Annotated in this window: 14 protein-coding genes; 10 read left to right on the top strand and 4 right to left on the bottom strand. The window is 73.3% G+C overall.

The features are described 5' to 3' along the window. Nucleotides 1-177 precede the first annotated feature (177 nt). From ACF062_RS11480 to ACF062_RS11450, 7 genes are all read left to right on the top strand, one after another. On the top strand, nt 178-2,952 hold the full coding sequence (locus ACF062_RS11480; protein ID WP_392137514.1) for a helix-turn-helix transcriptional regulator: 2,775 nt from the start codon (nt 178-180) through the stop codon (nt 2,950-2,952). A gap of 508 nt (nt 2,953-3,460) precedes the next feature. Further along, complete coding sequence (locus ACF062_RS11475) at nt 3,461-4,171, top strand: Clp protease N-terminal domain-containing protein (RefSeq protein WP_392137513.1); 711 nt, start codon at nt 3,461-3,463, stop codon at nt 4,169-4,171. A gap of 159 nt (nt 4,172-4,330) precedes the next feature. Next, nucleotides 4,331-5,536 (top strand): radical SAM protein, encoded by a 1,206-nt coding sequence (locus ACF062_RS11470; RefSeq protein WP_223778017.1) that lies wholly within the window; start codon nt 4,331-4,333, stop codon nt 5,534-5,536. 7 nt (nt 5,537-5,543) lie between these two features. Further along, on the top strand, nt 5,544-7,670 hold the full coding sequence (locus ACF062_RS11465) for a DegT/DnrJ/EryC1/StrS family aminotransferase (protein WP_392137512.1): 2,127 nt from the start codon (nt 5,544-5,546) through the stop codon (nt 7,668-7,670). Beyond that, nucleotides 7,667-8,857 (top strand): hypothetical protein, encoded by a 1,191-nt coding sequence (locus ACF062_RS11460; protein ID WP_392137511.1) that lies wholly within the window; start codon nt 7,667-7,669, stop codon nt 8,855-8,857. The genes ACF062_RS11465 and ACF062_RS11460 overlap by 4 nt, the downstream gene beginning before the upstream one ends. Next, a complete protein-coding gene (locus ACF062_RS11455; protein WP_392137510.1) occupies nt 8,854-9,993 on the top strand; it encodes a hypothetical protein in 1,140 nt (379 codons plus the stop codon). Before ACF062_RS11460 ends, ACF062_RS11455 begins: the two co-directional genes overlap by 4 nt. A 16-nt stretch (nt 9,994-10,009) precedes the next feature. After that, the gene (locus ACF062_RS11450) at nt 10,010-10,870 is read left to right on the top strand and encodes a phytanoyl-CoA dioxygenase family protein (protein WP_392137509.1); all 861 of its coding nucleotides are present in this window, start codon (nt 10,010-10,012) and stop codon (nt 10,868-10,870) included. A gap of 23 nt (nt 10,871-10,893) precedes the next feature. Here the strand turns inward: ACF062_RS11450 and ACF062_RS11445 are convergent, their stop codons facing one another. After that, nucleotides 10,894-11,859, bottom strand: coding sequence for a Gfo/Idh/MocA family protein (locus ACF062_RS11445; RefSeq protein WP_392137508.1), 966 nt, complete (start codon nt 11,857-11,859; stop codon nt 10,894-10,896). A 22-nt stretch (nt 11,860-11,881) separates the two neighbouring features. Then, a complete protein-coding gene (locus tag ACF062_RS11440) occupies nt 11,882-12,883 on the bottom strand; it encodes a zinc-binding dehydrogenase (RefSeq protein WP_392137507.1) in 1,002 nt (333 codons plus the stop codon). A gap of 223 nt (nt 12,884-13,106) precedes the next feature. Here ACF062_RS11440 and ACF062_RS11435 point away from each other — a divergent pair, with 223 nt between their 5' ends. After that, nucleotides 13,107-14,621, top strand: coding sequence for a glycoside hydrolase family 3 protein (locus ACF062_RS11435; protein ID WP_392137506.1), 1,515 nt, complete (start codon nt 13,107-13,109; stop codon nt 14,619-14,621). 40 nt (nt 14,622-14,661) lie between these two features. On the opposite strand, the gene ACF062_RS11430 is transcribed toward ACF062_RS11435, so the two are convergent. Both ACF062_RS11430 and ACF062_RS11425 read right to left on the bottom strand, forming a co-directional pair. After that, nucleotides 14,662-16,995, bottom strand: a complete 2,334-nt coding sequence (locus ACF062_RS11430; RefSeq protein ID WP_392137505.1) for a collagenase — start codon at nt 16,993-16,995, stop codon at nt 14,662-14,664. Nucleotides 16,996-17,172: 177 nt separating this feature from the next. After that, nucleotides 17,173-18,318: an MFS transporter gene (locus ACF062_RS11425; RefSeq protein ID WP_392137715.1), complete on the bottom strand. Its 1,146-nt coding sequence runs from the start codon at nt 18,316-18,318 to the stop codon at nt 17,173-17,175. Between the two features lie 147 nt (nt 18,319-18,465). On the opposite strand from ACF062_RS11425, the gene ACF062_RS11420 reads away from it, so the two are divergent. After that, nucleotides 18,466-19,212 carry an AraC family transcriptional regulator gene (locus tag ACF062_RS11420; protein ID WP_392137504.1) on the top strand — a complete coding sequence of 249 codons (747 nt, stop codon included), beginning with the start codon at nt 18,466-18,468 and terminating at the stop codon, nt 19,210-19,212. Nucleotides 19,213-19,288: 76 nt separating this feature from the next. Then, the gene (locus ACF062_RS11415; protein WP_392137503.1) at nt 19,289-20,476 is read left to right on the top strand and encodes an NAD(P)/FAD-dependent oxidoreductase; all 1,188 of its coding nucleotides are present in this window, start codon (nt 19,289-19,291) and stop codon (nt 20,474-20,476) included. Nucleotides 20,477-20,508 lie beyond the last annotated feature (32 nt).

Below are 20,508 nucleotides of genomic sequence, written 5' to 3'. Positions count from 1 at the left end.
CGGCAAACCGCGCCCCGGCAGACGCGACCTCCGGTCCTCCCCGAAGTACGCCTTCAGCGTGCGCGGAGGGTTGCGGCAGCGCCCGTCGGATGACAGAGCCGAGCCCCGGCGGCCTCAGGCGAGATACGTCCCGTTCGACGCCTCCGCGAAGTCAGGTGCCGCCGGTACGCTGGACACATGCTCCTGGGGCGTTCCTCGGAATGCGCACGTCTTCTCGCTCTCGTCGACAAGGCACGCCGGGGCGAGAGCGGCGCCCTGCTCGTCCGCGGGGAGGCCGGGATCGGCAAGACCAGCCTCGTCGAGCACGTCGCCGCAGAGTCGGGCGATCTGCGGCGGCTCGGCACCCGGGGCGTGGAGGTCGAGTCGGACCTGCCCTATGTGGGGCTCGCCGATCTGCTGAGGCCCGTGTTGCACTTCCTCGACCGCATCCCCGAGCGTCAAGCGGCCGCGCTCACCGGGGCGTTGGCGCTCGGGCCCGCCGTCGCACACGACCGCTTCGCGGTGGCCGCGGGCACGCTCAGTCTGCTCGGCGCGCTCGCCGAGGAGGGCCCGGTCCTCGTCACCGTCGACGACGCGCAGTGGCTCGACCCGTACTCCCTGGACGCGCTCGCCTTCGCCACCCGCAGACTCGGCCGCGAGGGCATCGTCGTGCTCTTCACCGCGCGCGACGAACTGGACGAACCGGCCTCCCGGCTCGCCGCCATCGAGACCATGACGCTCGGCGGCCTCGACGCCGAGTCCGCGCACCGCCTGATCGCCGAGAAGGGCACCGCCGAGCTGACCGAGCGGGAGGCCGCCCGGCTGCTCGCCGAGGCACGCGGCAACCCCCTGGCCCTGATCGAACTGCCCGCCCTGCTCTCCGGGAGCGGCGCGGGCGACGACGACCCCGACTCCGCGGCGCCCCTGCCCATCGGCGAACTGCTGGCGCACACCTTCGGCAGCGCCGTGGCCCGGCTGCCCCAGGAGGCCCAGGACGCGATGCTGCTCCTCGCGGTGCTGGGCACCCGGCCGCTCGCAGGCACCGAGGCGGCCCTGCGGGCGCACGGGCTCAGCTATGAATCGCTGGAGGCGGCCGAGGCCGCGGGCCTGGTCGTCGAGGAGCAGGACGGGTACGCCTTCCGGCACCCGCTGGTCCGCTCGGCGGTCTACCACGGCGCGACCCCGGTGCGCAGACGCCGGGCCCACCACGCCATCGCCCGCTCCCTGCAAGGCGCCACCGCACCCGCCCTTGAACAGTACGCATGGCATCTGGCCGCCTCGGGCGCGGAGCCGGACGAGCATGTGGCGTCGCTCCTGGAGAACGCGGCGTCGGGGGCGCCCGACACGCTGGCCTATCCGCTGGCCTCCCGGTTGTACGAGCGGGCCGCGCGCTTCACGCCGGCCGGGCAGCGCAAGGCGGAGCGGCTGCTGTGTGCCGCCCGCGCCTCTCAGGCCGCGGGCTCCCTGGACGAGGCCGCCGCGATCCTGGACCGCTCCCTGGAGCACGCGGAACAGCTCGGCACGCGGCTCGACATCCGCCAACTGCGCTGCTATCTCGACGTGCAGCGCGGGCAGCCGACCCGGTCGCGGGAGCTGCTGAGGGCGGCGGTCGACGAGGCGGAGAAGGTCGATCCCGCGCTCGCCGCCGTCATGCTCGGCGGCATCGCGCTCACCGAACTCGCGGTCGGCGACCTCACCGCGGCGCGCGGCACCTCGGCCGCGGCGATGGAGCTGGCCGACTCGACGCGGCAGACGCTGCTGCCGGTACGGCTCCTGCGCACCCTGGTGCTGCTGCTCGGCGGTGACGCCGACGCGGGCCGCTCGCTGTTGCGCGAGCTGGCGGGGCCCCTCGCCTCGCCCGACCCCGCCTTCCCCTACCCGCTCTCCGGTGTGGGGGGTCTGTGTCACCTCGCGGCGGAGGAGCTCGACGAGGCGCACGGCCTGCTCGACCGCGCCGCGTACACCGCGCGCGCCTCCAGCGCCGTGGGGCTCCTGTCGCACCTGCTGTGCACGCACTCCGTAGTGGAGTTCTGGCGGGGCCGCTGGAGCCCCTCGCTCGCGCACGCCGACGAGGCGGTGCGGCTCGCAGAGGCCACCGGACGGCTCATCGAGGTGCCGCGCGGCCTGGCCGCCCTGGCCAGGACGGAGGCCGCGCTCAACCGCGAGGCGGACTGCCGGCGGCACGCGGCGCAGGCCATGGAGTGGGCCGCCGCCACCGAACTGCCGATGGACGCGGCACGGGCGCGCGGCGCGCTCGGTCTGCTGGAGCTCGGCCTCGGCCGCTTCGAGGAGGCGGTGCACCGGCTCGAGGAGGTGCGGGCCTTCTCCCGGACGCACGGCCGAGGCGACGGCCTGTATCTGACGTGGGCCGCGGACCTGGCGGACGCGTACGTCCATCTGCACATGACCGCCGAGGCCCGTGAGGTGCTCGACGTCCTGGAGTACGAGGCGGGGCGCGGCCACCGGCCGGTCACGGCGGGAGCGGCGGCGCGCTGCCGCGGGCTGCTCGAACCGGACGCCGCCGAGCGGCACATGCGGCGCTCCCTGGCGCTGCTCGCCGAGCGGCCCGTCCCCTTCGAGCGGGGGCGCACGGAGTTCGCGTGGGGCGAGCAACTGCGCAGGCAGGGCAGGCGCAGTGAGGCCCGTCGGCTGCTGGAGCGGGCCCTCGCCGCGTTCGAGCGGCTCGGGGCGTCCGGGTGGGCGGCGCGGGTGGCCGCCGAGCTGCACGCGGCGGGCGGCACCGAATTGCGCCCCGAGCGGGCCCCTTTGGAGCGGCTGACCCCGCAGGAGATGCAGGTGGCGCTGGTGGTCGGGCGGGGTCTGACCAACCACGAGGTGGCGGAGCGGCTCTTCCTCAGCGTCAAGACGGTGGAGTTCCACCTGAGCAACATCTACCGCAAGCTCGACGGTGTGCACCGCAGGGCGCAGCTCGTGCGGCTGCTCGCCGAGGCCTCGGAGGTCTCGGCGGTCTGAGTCGCGCCCCCATCCCACCCGCCGTGTACGCGAGGGCGGCGTGGGCGGGCGCCGAGCGGGGATGCCTCTCACCGGCACCCCCTCCCCCGCCCTCGCGACGGTCGCCCCCCGTCGCCGGACGGCCCGTCCAGACGTACACCCCCGTAGTACGTCCGGCCACCGGTCCTGCCTGCCCCCAACCGGTGTTCCGGGCCCGCCGCGGCTTTGCGACCGTGGCTCCACCATGGCCCCGTACGGACCTGGGGGCGACCGTGAAAACCCTGGGGTCGCGGGGCGGGGGGCCGGGGTGGGTGCCGGGGGACGGCGGGACGGGCGGGACGGACGGGGCATGGCGGCGCGGGCAGGGGCGCCGGGAGCCGGTGATTCCGCTGTTCAACCACCGGGGACGGGGGCTCGACCCAGGGTTTTCCTCGGGCGGCGCGCGGTGCGTGGCTCACCGTCCGCGAGCCTCCCACACAGATGTCAACCGAGGGTTGACGCTCCTCAACTGTCAACCTACGGTTGTCACATGACCCTATCCGAGAGCACCCCTCAACCGCCCACGATCCGCCTCGACGACCTCATCGAAGCCATCAAGAAGGTCCACACCGACGCCCTCGACCAGCTCTCCGACGCCGTCATCGCCGCCGACCACCTCGGCGACGTCGCCGACCACCTGATCGGCCACTTCGTGGACCAGGCGCGTCGCTCCGGCGCGTCCTGGACCGACATCGGCAAGAGCATGGGCGTCACCCGGCAGGCCGCCCAGAAGCGGTTCGTGCCCAAGAAGCCGGGCGAGACCGAGGCCCTCGACCCCAGCCAGGGCTTCGGCCGCTTCACGCCCCGGGCGAGGAACGCCGTGATGGCCGCGCACCACGAGGCCAAGGCGGCCCAGCACGACGAGATCCGCACCGAGCACCTGATCCTCGGCCTGCTGAGCGACCCCGAGGGCCTCGCCGCCAAGGCGATCACCGCACAGGGCGTCTCCCTTGAGGACGTGCGCCGAGCCGCCCTGGACGCGCTGCCCGCGACGGCCGCCGAGGTGCCCGAGCTCGTGCCGTACGACACGGGGGCCCGCAAGGTGCTCGAACTGACGTTCCGTGAAGCGCTGCGCCTCGGCCACGACCACGTCGGCACGGAGCACATCCTGCTCGCCCTCATCGAGTTCGAGGACGGCCGGGGGCCGCTCACCGGCCTCGGCCTCGACAAGGAGGAGATCACCGCCTCGATCGCCGCCTGACCGCCCCCCGGCCTCAGCCCGATCTTCGCCTGCCCGCATCCTGATAGGCCGTCAACTCCCGCATACCCCAGCGGCATTGACAGGGCTGGTGGGGCTCCCTAATGTCGCAAGGACCGTCTCGAACAGCGTAAACGCACATCCATCTTGCGTGGGGGGTTCGTGAACAGCACATCTGGTGCCGGCGACATCGAAATGGCAGCCCCCCAAAATCGCGAAGGACTGCCCCTCGTCAGTCTCGATCAGGCGCACTCACCGCAGAAGGTCCTGGCGCACGGCGAATTGCTCCGGCGGTTCGTCGCGGGCCAGGAGATCAAGCCGGTCCACATGCGGATCGGCATCATGGGCGCCTGCAATATGCGCTGCAATTTCTGCAACTTCCACTCCCCGAACGAAGAGCAGTTCTACGACCTGTTCTCGTTCAAGGACTCGATCGCCACCGACAAGGCGATCACCCTGCTGCGCGAATTCGCCGAGAACGACGGCCGCGCCGTGACGTTCTGCGGCAGCGGCGAGTGCACCATCCACCCCGGTTACACCGAGATCTGCCGGGCCGGGCACGCGGCCGGGCTGCGGATCGGGCTGATCACCAATGGCTCGCGGCTCGGCAGGCCGAAGGTGGCCGAGTGCGTCGCCGAGACCCACACCTGGGTCCGCATCGGCCTGAACGCGGGCACCGAAGCCACCTTCGACGACATCACCCGGGACAGGGAACAGACGTTCTCGCAGTTCGTCGGGTCAGTCGGCAGGCTCAGGGAGAGCGCCCTGGACCCCGACTTCCGCATCGGCTTCAACTACGTGATCACCCTCCAGAATTACCGGGAGATCCTACAGGCGGCCCATATCGCCCGGGATTCCGGCGCGCATTACGTCCGCTTCGAGCCGGAGTTCTACAGCGCACTCGGCCACGAGACCATCGAATCCGTGATGCCGGAGATCGCCGAGTCGCTCACCACGGCCGCGGCGCTCTCCACCGACGCCTTCGAGGTTTCGGTGCCCAAGCTGGACCGCGGCCCGATGGACCAGGTCGAGGAGGTCGAGGGCGACTTCGAGCGCTGCCACTACAGCCGTTTCGTCACGGCGGTCGGTGCCGACGGAAACCTCTATCCCTGCCCCCAGGTCCACCTCAACAGCCGTTATCTGATCGGCAATGTCGTCGAGCAGGGATATGCCGAGGTCCTCGAAGGCGGCCCGCGCGCCGAATGGGAGGCCTCCAACCCGCGCAGGACCGACCTGTGCAAATCGTGTTTCTACCGTCCGCAGAACGAACTCCTTGAACTCCTCAAACGCGGCCAGATCAAACTGGACGAGGCGCTGGACGCGTACGCGCTGGAAGTGCCCAGCACCCTGCACGGCGATTTCGTCTGAGCCGCGGATGCAGCTCCGTCACCTCCGCCGGCTCCTCGCCGCCGAACCGGCCCTGCGCCGCGCGGCCGCCGACGGCACCGAGGGCCACACCGCCACCGCCCGTCGGCTGCGCGCGGTGGTCGAGCGGCTGGCCCGCGTCGAGCCGACGCCCCTCGCCGTCACCGAGACCCGCGCCTTCGTACGCGACGGCCTGCACCGTGAGCGGCTGGTCCTCGACTCGCCTGTACGCGGCTGCTTCCACGGCACCCTCCTCGCGCCGCGCGGCGTCGCGCGCGGCCCGGCCGTCCTGGTCCTCGGCGGCCGCAACGCCCGCCTGGACCAGCTCACCGGCGACGTGCCGCCGGACCACCCCGACCGCAACGTCGCCGAGCAGCTGGCGCGGGCGGGCTTCGTCACCCTCTCCTTCGACCACGGCATCGGCGGCGGCCTCGACGAGGAGCGCAGGGCCGGCCGGGACGAAGGGACCCTGCTGGCCCACGCGTTCGCGCTGACCGGCCGCTCCCTGCTCGGCGCGCTCGTCGGCGACGCCCTGGGCGCGCTCGGCGTACTGGCGGCGCATCCGCTCGCCGACCCAGACCGGCTCGGCCTGTTCGGTCACAGCCTCGGCGCGGCGGTCGCCCTGCACACCGCGCTGCTGGCGCCCCGCCAGGGCCTCCCGCTCTGCGCGGCGAGCCACCTCGGCAGCTACCGGGCCCTGTACGAACGGCTGTTGACGGGCCACGAGGGGGCGGCGCTCCCCGGCATCCTGGAGTACGCCGACCTGGCCGACCTGTACTCCGCGCTGGCCCCGGCGCCCCTCCAGCTCCAGTACGGCACCGCCGACTCCTACCTGGAACCGGCTGACGCGCGCGCGGCGGCGGACACGGTCCGCGCGGCATACGCGGCGGCGGGTGCCTCCGCGGAGATCCATGAACTGCCCATGGGGCACGGCACGCACGTCGGCCACGCGGCGGACTTCTTCACGCGCGCCCTGTCCGGTGCGGGCAACACGGCGGGCAACGACGTCCCGGCCCAGCGCGTCCGCTTCGAGGTGTCCGAGCGGCGCGCCGTGCTCGACCGTGTCGACGCCGCGCTCGCCTCGGGTGTGCTCACGCAGGGCCCGCAGGTCGCCCGCTTCGAGGAGCTGTCCCGCGCCTGGACCGGCACGCGGACGGTGGCCGTGGCGTCCGGATCGGCGGCCCTGGAGATCGCGCTGCGGATCGTCGGCGTGGCGGGCCGCACCGTTCTCGTGCCGGTCAACACGTTCTTCGCCACGGCCGCCTCCGCGGTGCGGGCGGGAGCGGCCGTCCGCTTCGTCGACATCGAGCTGGACGGCCTCGGCATGGACCCCGAGGCCCTGCGCGCGGCCCTCGACCGGTACCCCGACACGGCCGCCGTGCTGCCGGTGCACATCGGCGGCATCGTCTCGCCCGCGCTGGACGCGGCCCTCGTGTACTGCCAAGAGCGCGGCGTTCCCGTGGTGGAGGACGCGGCGCACGCCTTCGGCGCCACGCTCGACGGACGCCCGGCGGGCGGGTTCGGCCGGTTCGGCGCCTTCTCGTTCTTCCCCACCAAGGTCGCCGTCAGCGGCGAGGGCGGGCTGCTGTCCGCCGCGCTGCCCGACGACCTGGAGCAGGTGCGGCGCTGGCGCGACCACGGCAAGAGCGCGCACGGCTCCACGCTCCACGACCGCCCCGGCGGCAACTGGCGCCTGAGCGAACTCCATGCCGCCGTCGGCACGGTGGACCTGGAGCGCTTCGCGCACACCCTGGCGGTACGCCGTGAACTGGCGGCTCGCTACGACGCGTTGCTCGCCGACGTCCCCGGGATCCGGCCACATGCCGTGCCCGGCGGATCGGAGAGCAACTTCTACAAATACCTCGCGTACCCGGACCCGGACGGGCCGCTCGACCGCGCGCTGCTGAAGAAGCGGCTGCGGGAGCGGCACGGCGTGTCCCTGGCCGGTGAGGTGTACGACCACCTGCTCTACGATCACCCGTACTTCGTCACCGAGGACCACCGCATGGGCGAGGACGGACCGTTCGAGCGGGCCCGCTGGTTCGCCCGTCACCATGTGGCCCTGCCGCTCTACCCGTCCCTCACGGAGGCCGAGCAGATCCGGGTGGTCGCCGCCCTCCGCGACGAGCTGCCGTGACGGCGGTGGTCCACGCCTTCCGGCGAGGTGAGTGGCGGACGTCGCTGGACACCGCCGCGCTGCCGGGCACGGGAGGCGCCGCGTACGGCCTCGCGCTGGTCCCGGAGATCGTCGCCCATGCCGACCGGCGGTGGTGGGACACCGCGCGCGCCACCCTGCCCCCGCTCACCGGACGCTGCGAACTCCTGGCCGAGGCGGTGGAGTTGTTCGGCCGGGGCACCGTCACGGTCGGCGGCGTCGGCGCACAGGACGCCGACGGCTTCCGCGCGGCGCTGTGGAACACGGCCGGACTGCCCGGGCCGCTGGTGGACCGGTGGTGCGTGATGCTGCGCGAGGGTCTGCCGAAGCGGGGCGGGGAGCCGGAGCCCGACGACCGGTTGAGCCTGGTCGCTCTGCCGGGCAACACGTTCACGTGCCTGGACTCCGTACTGGACCAGGCGGAGCGCTCGGGCGCCGTGTGGGTGCGGCCGAGCCGACGGGAGCCGCTCTCCGCGGCACGCCTCGTCGCCGCGCTGCTCGCCGTCGGCTGGCCCGCTGCCCGCATCGGCCTCTACCCGGGTGAACAGCGTGCGTTGCACGGCCTGTTGAAGCTCGCGGACCGGCGGATCGTCTACGGTGGCGCGGGCCTCGCCGCGTCGGTCCGTGACGCGGAGTCGCTCACCCTGCACGGGCCGGGCCGCGGCTGCGCCCTGGTGCCGCCCGGCATGCCGGTCGAGGCGGCCGTGGACTGGCTGCTGCCCCTGATCGCGGCCGACTCAGGGCGGTTCTGCCGCAACGTACGCACCGTCATCTGCACGGACCCCGAGCAGAGCCGTGCCCTGGCGTCGTCCCTCGCCGTCGCGCTCGACGCCATCCCGCCGGACCCGGCTGCCCGCGACTGGCCGCTCACCGTCTTCCGCGAGCCGGAGACGGCACACCGTGCGCTGCGCTCCGTCCAGGAGCGCATGCGTCCGGGCGACCGTCTGCTCACCCGCCGCGATCCCGTCACCGAGGTCGACGGCGCCCCGTGCGTGCTGCCCCGCCTCGTACTGCTCCAGGCGTACGAAGGGCATCCCCTGGTCGGTCACGAGGTCCCCTTCCCCTTCGCCGCCGTCCTCACCGCGACGCCCGAGACGCCCGAGACGGTACGGGCCATCACCGCCGAGTCCCTGTTCGTGCACCGCCCAGCGAAGCGAGGCCCCGCATGACGACCTCCCGGCTGCCGACCGACTTCAGCACGCTGACCGACACGCTGCGCACACGTGTGCCGGAGCTGGGCGTGGACCTCGACACCTGGACGCGCCGGATGATGCGCTGGCACTTCGGCCCCGACACCGCGAGCCCCTTCTGGGCCGCCCGGCTCCCGACGCTCGGCTTCGATCCCCTCAAGGACGTCGACGGCTTCGCCGCGCTGGAGCTCTTCGGCCTCTTCGACAAGGCCGAGCTGCGTGCCGCGCACGCCCGCGACCTCCTCCCCCGCGGCTACCGCGGCCGTCCCTTCCGCGTCTTCGAGACCGGCGGCACCACGGGCACGCCCTGCCGGATCGTCAACGTCACGCGTCTCGCGTACGACGTGGAGATCTACCGCACCGTGCTTGAGGCGCGCGGTGTGGCCGGCGGTGACGTGCTCGCCATGACGCCGAGCGGCCCGCACGCGTACGGGCACTTCGTGGAGGGCCTCGCGGACAGCTGGTGCGGCGCGGCGCACTCCATCGACTTCGATCCGCGCTGGGTGAAGGCCGCGCTGCGGTCGGGCGGCGAGGCGGACGCGTACACGGCGCATCTGATCGACCAGACCCTGACGCTGCTGGCCGCCGAGCGCCCCTCGCTGCTCTTCACGACCGCGCGGCTGCTCCTGGAACTGGCGATGCGGCTGCCGCGCCCGCTGCACACGTACGGCATCCGGGCGGTGTGCACGGGCGGCACCTCGTGCACCGCCGCCGAGGCGCAGTTCCTGCGCGAGGAGCATCTGCCGGGCGTGCAGTGGATCGACACCTACGGCAACACGCTGGTCGGACACGCGCTCCAGGCCGACGTGACGGACCGGGACGCGGCGGACGGCGTGCCTGCCGGGGCCGGGCACTCCTACCATCTCCCGCCGCCCTTCGCTGTGTTGCGGGTCGTCGACCCGGCGGACCCGTGGCGCGAGGTCGCCGTCGGGCGGCGCGGCCGCGTGCGGGCCACCACCCTCCTCGAAGACCTCTTCCTGCCCAACCTCCTGGAACGGGACAGCGCGGTCAGAACCGGCCCGCACCCGTGGTTCCCCTGGGACGGCGTCGCCGCGGTGCGGCCCTGCCAGGAGGACGGCGAGGGCAGTGCCGAGGCGGTGGAAGGCGTCTACTGACCGAAGGGCACATACCGTGAACCTGTCGTCGAACGGCGTACCGATACCCTTCACGCCGGATCTCTTCCGCCCGCTGCGCCGCAGCGCGGACCTGCTGCCGCCGAGGGACCCGGCCGCGCTCCGCGCGCGGCTGCACGCCGACGGCTATCTGTACTTGCCAGGGCTGCTCGACCGTGCGGAGGTCCTGCGGCTGCGCGGCCGGTACTTCTCGCTCTTCCCGCCGGGCCTCCTGGCGGTGGGCAGCTCCGTCGAGGACGGGGTCTTCTCCGGCCAGGTGCCCGCCGGGGTCCCGGAGTACGGCGTCGCGGGGCATCCCGCGTACACGTTCGTGCGGTCGGCGGCCTTCGACCGGTTCATGGGTGATCCGGCCCTCGCCGCCCTCGCCGCCCTCCTCCTCGGCGCCGAGGCGCGGATGCTGCCGCGCCGCATCCTGCGCCACTTCCACCGGGGCACGCGCCGGGCCTCCCGTGCTCATGTCGACTTCGACTACATGGACCGGGGTTCGCCCGACGTCGTCACCCTGTGGATCCCGGTGGGCGACTGCCCGCCGCGGACCGGCGCGCTCGTGTACCTGGAGGGCTCCCATCGGCTGCCGCCCGAGGAGTACGCACCGCTGCGCGACGTCACCGACCGGCCTGGCGACCGCCGCCAGATCTGTCACGACCTGGAGCTGACCGCCCGCACGCTCGGCCGGCGCTGGCTGTGGGCGGACTTCGCGGCGGGCGACGTGATGGTGCACCTGCCACGCGTCATCCACGCCTCCCTGGACACCACCACGGACGCGATGCGGCTCTCGGCCGACGTGCGTTTCATACGCGCCGCCGACACACCCGACCCGCGCTGGCTGACGCCGTGGTCGGCGGATGACGGGGCGTGAGAAGCCGATGGCAGTGCCCGAGTTCAGGACTCCAGGCGGACCGGGGCGCCGCCCGCCGCGTCCGAGCGCTCCGCCGCCACGATCACGTCGTCGACGAGCCGGGCCTCGGCCACCGGGCACACCGGCGTACCGCCGGTCGCGACGGCCGCCGCGAAATCGGCGAGCAGCGGCTGGTGGGCGTTGGCCGCCGGGGGTAGGAGGAGCGGCGTTCGGGCCAGGCCCGTGAGCCGGCCCGCGTCGAGCGGGTCGAGCGTCACCGTCCGCCCGCCGCCGGACAGTTCGACGCGGTCCACCGGCGGCCCCTCACCCCACTCCATGAGGCAGTGCGCCCGCAGACCGGTCCGCCAGCGCAGGGTGAGGTCGGCCCGCCGCTCCGCGCCCCGGGGGAAGCGGCCGCCGAGCCGGGCCGTCATCTCGTACGGCCGCCCGAAGAGGTGGAGCAGCAGGTCGATCCGGTGGCTTCCGGCGTCGGCGAGCACTCCGCCGCCCGACACGGCGGGGTCGGTGCGCCAGCGCATCGGGTCGTCGGGGCCCGGTTCGAAGGCGCACCGGAAGTGTGCCTCCACCCGCTCGGGCGTCCACCCGGCCAGTTCGGCGCGGAGCCGGCCCACGGCGGGCGCGAGCCTGCGGTAGTAGGCGACGCCCGCGCACGGCCCGGCGGTATCCGGCGAGGCGGTATCGAACGCGGCGCCGGTCGCGAGTCCCCCGGCGAGCGGCTTCTCGACGAGGACGGGGATACCGGCGGCCAGCACGGTCCGGGCGAGCGGCACATGGGCGGCGACGGGCGTGGCCACGTACACGGCGTCGACGTTCCGGAGAAGGACCTTCGGGTCGGTGCCGGACCTGGCGACGGCGTGCCGCTCGGCGACCAGTGCCGCGCGGTGCGGGTCGCGGCCCCAGAGGGCGACCGGTTCCTCGCCGAGCGCGCGCAGGGCGGGCAGCGCGCGGCGCGTCACTATGTCGCCGTATCCGGCGATGCCCCACCTCACGCCGCGCCCGGCCGTCTCGCGCTCACGGGACGATCGCCACCTTCAGCGTCTCGCGCGGCGGCCCGGCGTAGGGGGCGTCCTCGGCGTCCGGGTACAGCGCGCGGCTCGCGGAGAGCTGCTCCATGGCCTTCGGGAGTTCGTCGAGGGGGTAGGTGTGCGAGTGGAGGTCGGCGAGGCGCAGGGCGTCGGTGCGGCGGTGGGCGAGGCGTTCGGCGACGGCTAGGGCCTCGGCGCGCGCGGTGTCCAGGGGCTCGGCGGAGCTGTGCACCCGCAGTCCTTTGCGCTCCCAGGTGACCAGGTCGACGCTGACGTGGGTGTCGATGTGGTGCGTGCCGAGGAGGACGACAAGGCCGTTCTGCCGTACGAGTTCCACGCAGGCGTTGAGGGTGGTGGGCGTGCCGACAGCGTCCACGGCCACGTCGAAGTCGGCGCCGACGGCCAGCAGTTGTTCCCGGGTGCCGTCCACGCGGCGTACCGCGTCGGCCCCCGCGGCGCCGGAGCGCTCCAGGCGCCAGTCGTCGAGGTCGACGGCGACGGTCTCGGCGGCGCCGCGCGCCACCGCCACGCGCAGCGCCATCTGCCCGACGGGGCCCTGGCCGACGATCACGACGCGGTCGCCGAGGCGGATGCCGCGGGTGGCGTGCACGGCCAGCGGCAGCAGTTGCAGGAGCGCGCCCTGCTCGAAAGGGACGGCGTCGGGCAGCGCGCCCACGCAGATCTCGCGGGCCAGCGCGAAGTCGGCGTAGCCGGTGGTGAGCGGTGTCCGCACGAAGACCCGCTGTCCGGGCACGACCCGGCTCACGCCCGCGCCGGCCGCTTCGACGACCCCGGCGATCTCGTGACCGAAACAGCCCTGGGAGCAGTGGTCGCGCAGACCGTAGTAGTGGAAGTAGGCGAGGTCGCTGCGGTTGCAGACCGTGCAGGCGCGCACGCGCACGAGGACTTCCAGCGGTCCGGGGTCCGGTACCGCCACGTCGGTGACCAGCCTGATGTCGCGCCTGCCGACAAGTTCGTACCTGCGCATGGCCCACTCCCTCACCGGGTGCGATCAGCGGAAGTCACCAGAATTCCCCAACTCCACGCTCAGGATGCTGAATTCGCCCGTCTCGGCCGGTTCGGACTCCTTGACAGCCCCGATCGATACGAGCCAATATCCACTATCCGATTGGCCTGGACCAATCAGCAGGGGCCCCGCGTCACGCACCACGTCACACGAGTCACGTATCCGCAACTTCGGAGGTCGCGCCATGGCATCGAGCAGTGACCCGACGCTGGAGCACCTTGCCAACTCCGTGCTGCAACCCGGCTTCGAGGGCACCACGGCCCCCGACTGGGTGCGCCGCAGGATCTCCGGGGGCCTGGGCTCCGTCGTGCTGTTCTCGCGGAACATCGAGACCCCCGAGCAGGTGGCGCGGCTCACCGCGGCCCTGCGTGCGGAGAATCCCGACCTGATCGTGGCCATCGACGAGGAGGCGGGCGACGTGACCCGCCTGGAGGCGTGGACCGGCTCATCCAGGCCCGGCAACCTCGCCCTCGGCGCGGTGGACGACATCGACCTGACCGAGCGCGTGGCCCACGACATCGGGCGTGACCTGCACGCCGCGGGCGTCTCGCTCAACTTCGCGCCCAGTGCGGACGTGAACTCCAACCCGCTCAACCCGGTGATCGGCGTACGCTCCTTCGGCTCCCGTACCGACCTCGTCTCCCGGCACACGGCCGCCTGGATCCGCGGCCTCCAAGGGGCCGGTGTCGCCGCCTGCGCCAAGCACTTCCCCGGCCACGGCGACACGGTCGTCGACTCGCACTACGGCCTGCCGCAGATCCAGGGCTCCGCCGAGGAGATCGCGCTCACCGCGCTGCCGCCGTTCATCGCGGCGGTGGAGGCGGGCGTCCGTGCGGTGATGACCGCCCATCTGCTGGCGCCCGCGTACGACCCGGACCTGCCCGCGACCCTCAGCCGCCGCATCCTGGTGGACCTGCTGCGCGGGGAGCTCGGCTTCGACGGACTGCTGGTCACGGACGGCATCGAGATGGGCGCCGTCACCGACCGCTACGGCATCGACGGCGCCACAGTCAGGGCGGTCGCGGGCGGCGTCGACGCGGTGTGCGTGGGCGGCGAGAGCGCCGACGAGGCCACGGCGGACCTGCTCGCCACGGCCCTGGTGAAGGCCGTCCTCGACGGCACGCTGTCCGAGGAGCGGCTGACCGAGGCGAGCACCCGGGTGCGGGACTTCGCGGCCTGGTCGGGCGAGCGGTCCCGGGCCGTGGCACGCGCCGCGCGGGACTCCGGCATCGGCCTGGTGGCGGCCCGCCGCGCGGTGCGCGTGCGGCACGGCTCCGGCTCGGCCGCGCTCCCCCTCGCCGGGGCGCCGCACGTCGTGGAGCTCTCCCCGACGATGAACCTCGCCGTCGACGGCCGCACCCCCTGGGGCGTCGCCGAACCCCTGCGCGACCTGCGCCCCGGCACGACGTCCGTCAGGCTGACGGAGCCCGAACTCGTCCACGCGGGCGACCTCCTGGACCGTGAGGCGCTGGCCCCGGCGGCGGGCCGCGCCCTGGTGGTCGTGGTCCGCGACGCGGCCCGACACCGCTGGATGACCGACACGCTGACCCGCCTCCTGCGCAGCCGCCCCGATGCCCTGGTCGTCGAGATGGGCGTCCCGGCGGGCGACACGCTCGGCGCCGCGCATCTGATCACGCACGGCGCGACCCGCGTGTCGGGCATCGCGGCGGCGGAGCTGCTGGTGGGCGCCACCGCCTGACCTCGCGGACGGGCGGCGGCGCCGGCGCGCCCGGCGGGGATCAACCCCGGAGCGGGCCCTCACAGCTGAAGTCCGCGCTGCCGGCGCGGCCGTCGGTCCAGATGTCCACCTCGCCGAACGAGCAGTTCATGTCGGCCAGGTTGTTGTGACCCCCCGCGGCCCGTTCGAGCAGGAAGTAGTCCACGGTCTGCGACATGTCCTTGAAGACGGCGTCGGGGTCGTCGGCCGCGCTCAGGCCGGCGGTGATCCGGCCCGTGCAGGTGTAGCGCGGGCGCTCCGGTGCGCCGTTCGAGCGGCACTGGGGTGTGGCGCCCGTGGTGGCCTCGAAGGAAGCACGGACCTGGGCGGCGGTGGTGTCGCGCAGCCGGTCGACCGGCACGTACGTGGTGTCGGGCACGAAGAGGTCGTCGACGTGCGCGATCTGCTTGTCGAGGAAGGCGTCGTACGCGCTCTGCAGGCCGCCGTCCTTGCCGAGCCGGTCTCGCCAGGCGTCGAAGGCGGCGGGGTCGTCGGCGCGCAGATGACGGTACATCTCCTTGATCAGCGCCGGGCGTTCGGTCCACAGGAACTCGAAGAACGTGCCGGCGTAGTCATAGAAGCGGAAGCCGTCGCCTTCGTACGTGGCGTGCAGGATCTGGTCCACGGTCATCCGCGGGCCGCCGTTCGCCGTGTCGTCGATGACGCCCTGCACCAGGGACTTGCGGACCTTGATGCCGTCGTCGCGGGTGGCGCCGTCGAAGAACTCGGCGGTGCCCTCGTCCATCGCGGTGGTCCGGTCGCCCTCGTACCAGGGGCCCTCGCCGAAGAATCCGGGCACGGCCCAGCGGCCGTTGAGGTAGTGCGTGTACTCGTGGCGGAAGAGCTCCTCCAGCGTCAGCGACGAGTCCTGCGGGACGCGCCGCTGGTAGGTGTAGAACGTCGCGCCGCGCTCGATGTAGACACCGCCGTTGTCCGTGCCCATCCCGGTGAGCAGGGGGTGGTAGTTCTCGTAGTCGGCGCGTGAGGCGTAAAGGACGGTCGTGAGGCCGGTGTTGGGGTCCCCGGCGAGCGGTTCCAGGGTGCCGAGGACGCGGTGGAACTGCGCCTTGACCTGCTTGGCGGCGTAGTAGAGCTGATCGACGGTCTTGCGGTCGAGCCCGGTGCGGACCTTCATCCCGCCCTTGTCGTACGTGTAGGTGCTCGGGAAGAGCCGGCGCTCGATGTCGGCCTTGCAGACGTTGTACGGCGCGCAGGCGTCGAACTCGTTGAGCCACGTGGCGACCTTGGCCCAAGGAGCGCTGCCCTCGCCGAAGTTGCGAGCCGTGACGGCGACGAGGCCACCGAGGCCGGGGACGATTTCCTCCCTGAGCCCGGCTATCTGGCCGAACCGGCCGTACTCGCTCAGCGCGTCGCGCACCACCCAGGCGTTGGCCGTGCCCTTGAGGTGGGTGTGACCGGCGAAGGCCTTGAAGGCGGCGCGGTAGGAGGCATCGGCCTTGACCGCCGCGTGGAAGGCGGTGTCCTTGTTGCCGGGGTAGACACCGAGGTAGCTGAGGGAGAGGGCGGCGAGTGCGGAGCCGGCCCAGGCGGTGTCCTTGGCCGTGTCCGGGTGGGCGGCATCCATCGTGGTCAGGACGCGTTTGACGAGCGGGAGTTGGTGCTGCCGGAGCCCGGGGGCACTGGCCGCGTACAGCGCCTCGCGCAGGGATTCGGCGTTGGTCCGGGTCACGTCGAACGTACGGGGCGCCTTGCCGAAGGCGTCGACGGCGCGGCGCATGGCGTCGACGGTCGGGCCGTCGGTGACGTCGATCTCGTCGTGCGAGAAGTCCTGGTAGGCGACGGCGTGGAGATACGTGAGCATCTCCAGGAGGTTGCTGCCGTTCTTGCCGTCATGGGCGGCGGCGAGCCGGGTGACGCGCGCGGAGACCGCCTGGACGTGGGCGTCCGACATGACGGGGGCGAGGCGCTGGTCCCAGGTCCAGATGAGCGTGCGCAGGCAGCCGTCCGCGGTGACGGCCGGATCGCCGAGGAAGTCCGCGAACGGCTCGGGCGCGAGGCCGGTGACGCCGTCGAGGGTGCAGGGCGCGGCCTGGGCCCTGGCCGCCTCCCTCCCCTTCGGCTCGGGGGTACGGGCGCCCGGGGTGCGACCTCCCGCGATGTCGCCGGGTGCCGGGATCCGGTAGGCGCCCGGCTTGGGAGCGCGTGCCCTGCGGTCGACCACGTCCAAGGGGTTCGGCCCGGCGGGCGCCTTCGCCTGGGCGGTGCGGCGCTCGGGGGCGGGGGCGGGAGCGGGTTCTGCGGCTTGTACGAGAGGGGCGGCCGTGAGGCAGAGAGTCGCCGCTGTCACGCCGGCGAGCACGGATCTGCGCAGGGTTCGTGGACGTAGCTGGGACACCGCGGGCTCCTGTGTGGGAGGTGGGGGATTGAGGCATCGATCAACTGGCCTGCTCCTGGCGGCACTTGAGCGCCGCCCGCCGCTGAGCCATGTGATGCGTAACGTAGTAATGTGAAATTGCACTGACAACCCCTCAGGAGCCAGGAACTCTTCCGGGCCCCAGGCTCAGACACGGGTTCAGGCGCCGGGCGGGCCCTGCGCCCCCGGTTCACGCAGGGTGCGCAGGAGGAACCGGCCGAGGGCGGGCAGGACTATCAGCGGTGCGAGCGCGATGCCCAGGGAGGTGGCGTCGGCGAGCGCCCCGATGAGCGGGCTCGCGAGGCCCCCGATGCTGACCGTCAGACCGAGCGTGACGCCACTGGCGGTGCCGATCCGGCGGGGCAGGTAGTCCTGGCCGAGGGTGATGTGCAGGGAGAACGGCACGTAGAGGCCGGCCGAGGCGAGGACGACGAAGAGGAAGAGCGCCGGCCCCGGCACCAGCACGACACCCGCCACCGCGAGGACCGTCAGCGCGTACGACCACCGCACCACCGGCAGGCGGCCATGGCGGGCGGCGAGCCTCCCGCCCGCGACCGTACCGACGGCGCCGCCCAGGTAGAGCACGAACAGGGCGACGGTTCCCGCCACTTCACCGCCTCCGGTGCGCTGGCGCGCGTACAGCGAGATGAACGTGCTCAAGCCGGCGAACACGATCGAGCGGCAGACGACGGCGCCGGACAGCCTGAGGAAGGAGGGCCAGTCGTCGGCGGGGGCCACCTGGGCGGGCGCCGCGCTCTTCGGTACGGCGGCCTCCGCGGCCCTGACGCCCCGCAACGCGGCCACGCACAGCACCGCCCCCGCGAGGGCGGGGACCACAAGGAGCGGCGAGGCGCGCAGGCCGCCCGTGGCGACGGTGGCGGCGGTCAGCAGAGGGGCGGTCGCGAAGCCGAGGTTGCCGCCGAGCGAGAACCAGCTCATGGCGGCATGACTCCCGCGGCTCGCCCGCCGCGCGGCCCGCGCGGCCTCCGGGTGGTACGCGGCGACGCCGACGCCGGACACGGCGACGGCGAGAAGGGTGAGGGCGTAGGAGCCACCGACCCCGGCCAACGCGACGCCGGCCCCGCCCACCAGCGTGCTGACCGGCAACAGCCAAGGCAGGGCCCATTTGTCGGTGAGCGCCCCGAAGAGCGGCTGCACCACGGAGGACAACAGCGACGCGGCAAGCACGATGCCGGACGCGGCGGCATAGGTGTAGGCGCGCTCCGCCACGAAGAAAGGGACGAGCGCGGCGACGGCTCCTTGGTAGACGTCGACGCAGGCGTGAGCGAGGGAGAGGAGAAGGATGGGGTGACGGGGGTGATGGGGGTGACGGGGGTGACGGGGGTGCGTCGACGCTACGGGCTGGTTCGCCGGGACTGAGGGCTGGTTCGCTGGCACCGCCCCATCGTCGCCACGCCTCCCGGTGGCGCGCTTCCGATAAAATGCCAACTTATGCCGGACATCCGCCACACCCCCGAGGCACCCACCCGCACCCAGGTACTGGCCCCCGGCGACCGCATCGACGCGCACCGCCACGACGACCACCAGATCATCTACGCGGGCTCGGGCGTCGTGGCCGTCACCACCGACGCCGGCACCTGGTTCGCACCCGGCACCCGCGCCATCTGGGTCCCCGCCGGATGCGTCCACGCGCACCGCGCCCACGGCCACCTGGCGCTGCACCTGCTCGGCCTGCCCGCCGGCACGAACCCGCTCGGCCTCGACGTGCCGACCGTCCTCACCGTCAGCCCGCTGCTGCGCGAACTGATCCTCGCCTGGACCCGGGACCCGTACGAGGACACCCCCGAGCGGCGGCGCCTTCGCGCGGTGCTCCTCGACCAACTGCGCGCGTCACCCCAGCAACCCGTCCAGCTGCCCACCCCCTCGGACCCACGCCTCACCGCCGTCTGCGCCCTGCTGCACGACGACCCCGCCGACACCCGCGGCCTCGCCCAACTCGCCGCAGCGGCCGGGGCGGGCGAGCGCACCCTCAGCCGCCTCTTCCGCCGCGAGCTGGGCATGACCTTCCCCCAGTGGCGCACGCAGCTGCGCCTCTACCACGCCCTGCGCATGCTGGCCGACGGCACGCCGGTCACCGCGGTCGCACACCGCTGCGGATGGTCGTCCACCAGCGCCTTCATCGATGTGTTCCGCCGCGCGTTCGGTTACACGCCGGGAGCGCACCACCGCCGCGACTGATCCGCTCCCGAGCTCGTCAACTCCCTGACTGCTCCGCCCCCTTGGCAGGCCCAGTGCCATGTGAAATATTACTGCCGTGCTCACGAGACACCCTTCCGGACGTCCGGGACACTCGGACGTCATCGTCGTGGGGGCCGGGGTGGTAGGCGCGGCCTGCGCCTACTACGCCTCTCTCTCCGGCCTCCGAGTCACCGTCATCGACCGCGGACCCGTCGCGGGCGGCACGACGGGAGCAGGCGAGGGCAACCTCCTCGTCTCCGACAAGGAGCCCGGCCCCGAGCTCGAACTAGCGTTGATATCAGCTCAGTTGTGGCGACAACTGGCGGCCGGGCTCCCCTCGCGCATCGAGTACGAGAGAAAGGGCGGCCTCGTCGTCGCCTCCACCGAGGCGGGGATGAACGCGCTGCGGGACTTCGCGGCTGGGCAGGGGCAGGCGGGCGTCGAGGCGATCGAGGTCCCCGCCGACGGCCTCGCCGACCTGGAACCGCACCTGGCCCCCGGCCTCGCGGGCGGCTTCCACTACCCGCAGGACGCCCAGGTGCAACCGGCCCTGGCGGCGGCCCACCTGCTGAGGGCGGCCGCCGACGCGGGGCGCCTGGCACTGCGGCTCGGCGATGAGGTCACCGCGGTCCTCACCGGGCCGGGCGGCGAGGTGCGCGGCGTACGGACCCCGACGGGCGACGTGAAGGCTCCGCACGTGGTCAACGCCGCCGGCACCTGGGGTGGCCGACTCGCCCGCATGGCGGGAGTGGAACTGCCCGTGCTCCCCCGGCGGGGCTTCGTGCTCGTCACGGAACCGTTGCCGCGCGTCGTACGGCACAAGGTGTACTCCGCGGACTACGTCGCCGACGTCGCCAGCGGCTCCGCCGGGCTCCAGACGTCCGCCGTGGTGGAGGGCACCCCGGCGGGCCCGGTGCTCATCGGCGCGAGCCGGGAGCGGGTGGGCTTCGACCGCAGCCTGTCCGTCGAGGTGCTGCGGCGCCTCGCGGCACAGGCCACGCGGCTCTTCCCCGTCCTCGCCGAAGTCAGGGCGATCCGTACGTACGCGGGCTTCCGCCCCTACCTCCCCGATCATCTCCCGGCGATCGGCCCCGACCCGCGCGTCCCGGGCCTGCTGCACGCGTGCGGCCACGAGGGCGCGGGCATCGGCCTCGCCCCGGCCACGGGGCTGCTCGTCGCCACGATGCTGACGGGGCGTGAACCCCCGATGTCAGCGGCCCCGTTCGCACCCGAGCGTTTCACGGAAGAGGCGGCCACAGGGTGAGGACGCACAGCCCCCACGCACCCGCACCCGCA

This window comes from Streptomyces sp. NPDC015345, assembly GCF_043078805.1.
GTDB lineage: Bacteria > Actinomycetota > Actinomycetes > Streptomycetales > Streptomycetaceae > Streptomyces.
This window is presented reverse-complemented; position numbering and strand designations above follow the sequence as displayed.

Excerpts from the sequence above, each read along its gene's own strand:
- ACF062_RS11480 (WP_392137514.1), top strand. The coding sequence starts at position 178 with ATGCTCCTGGGGCGTTCCTCGGAATGCGCACGTCTTCTCGCTCTCGTC.
- ACF062_RS11465 (WP_392137512.1), top strand. The coding sequence starts at position 5,544 with ATGCAGCTCCGTCACCTCCGCCGGCTCCTCGCCGCCGAACCGGCCCTG.
- ACF062_RS11455 (WP_392137510.1), top strand. The coding sequence starts at position 8,854 with ATGACGACCTCCCGGCTGCCGACCGACTTCAGCACGCTGACCGACACG.
- ACF062_RS11475 (WP_392137513.1), top strand. The coding sequence starts at position 3,461 with ATGACCCTATCCGAGAGCACCCCTCAACCGCCCACGATCCGCCTCGAC.
- ACF062_RS11435 (WP_392137506.1), top strand. The coding sequence starts at position 13,107 with ATGGCATCGAGCAGTGACCCGACGCTGGAGCACCTTGCCAACTCCGTG.
- ACF062_RS11420 (WP_392137504.1), top strand. The coding sequence starts at position 18,466 with ATGCCGGACATCCGCCACACCCCCGAGGCACCCACCCGCACCCAGGTA.
- ACF062_RS11440 (WP_392137507.1), bottom strand. The coding sequence starts at position 12,883 with ATGCGCAGGTACGAACTTGTCGGCAGGCGCGACATCAGGCTGGTCACC.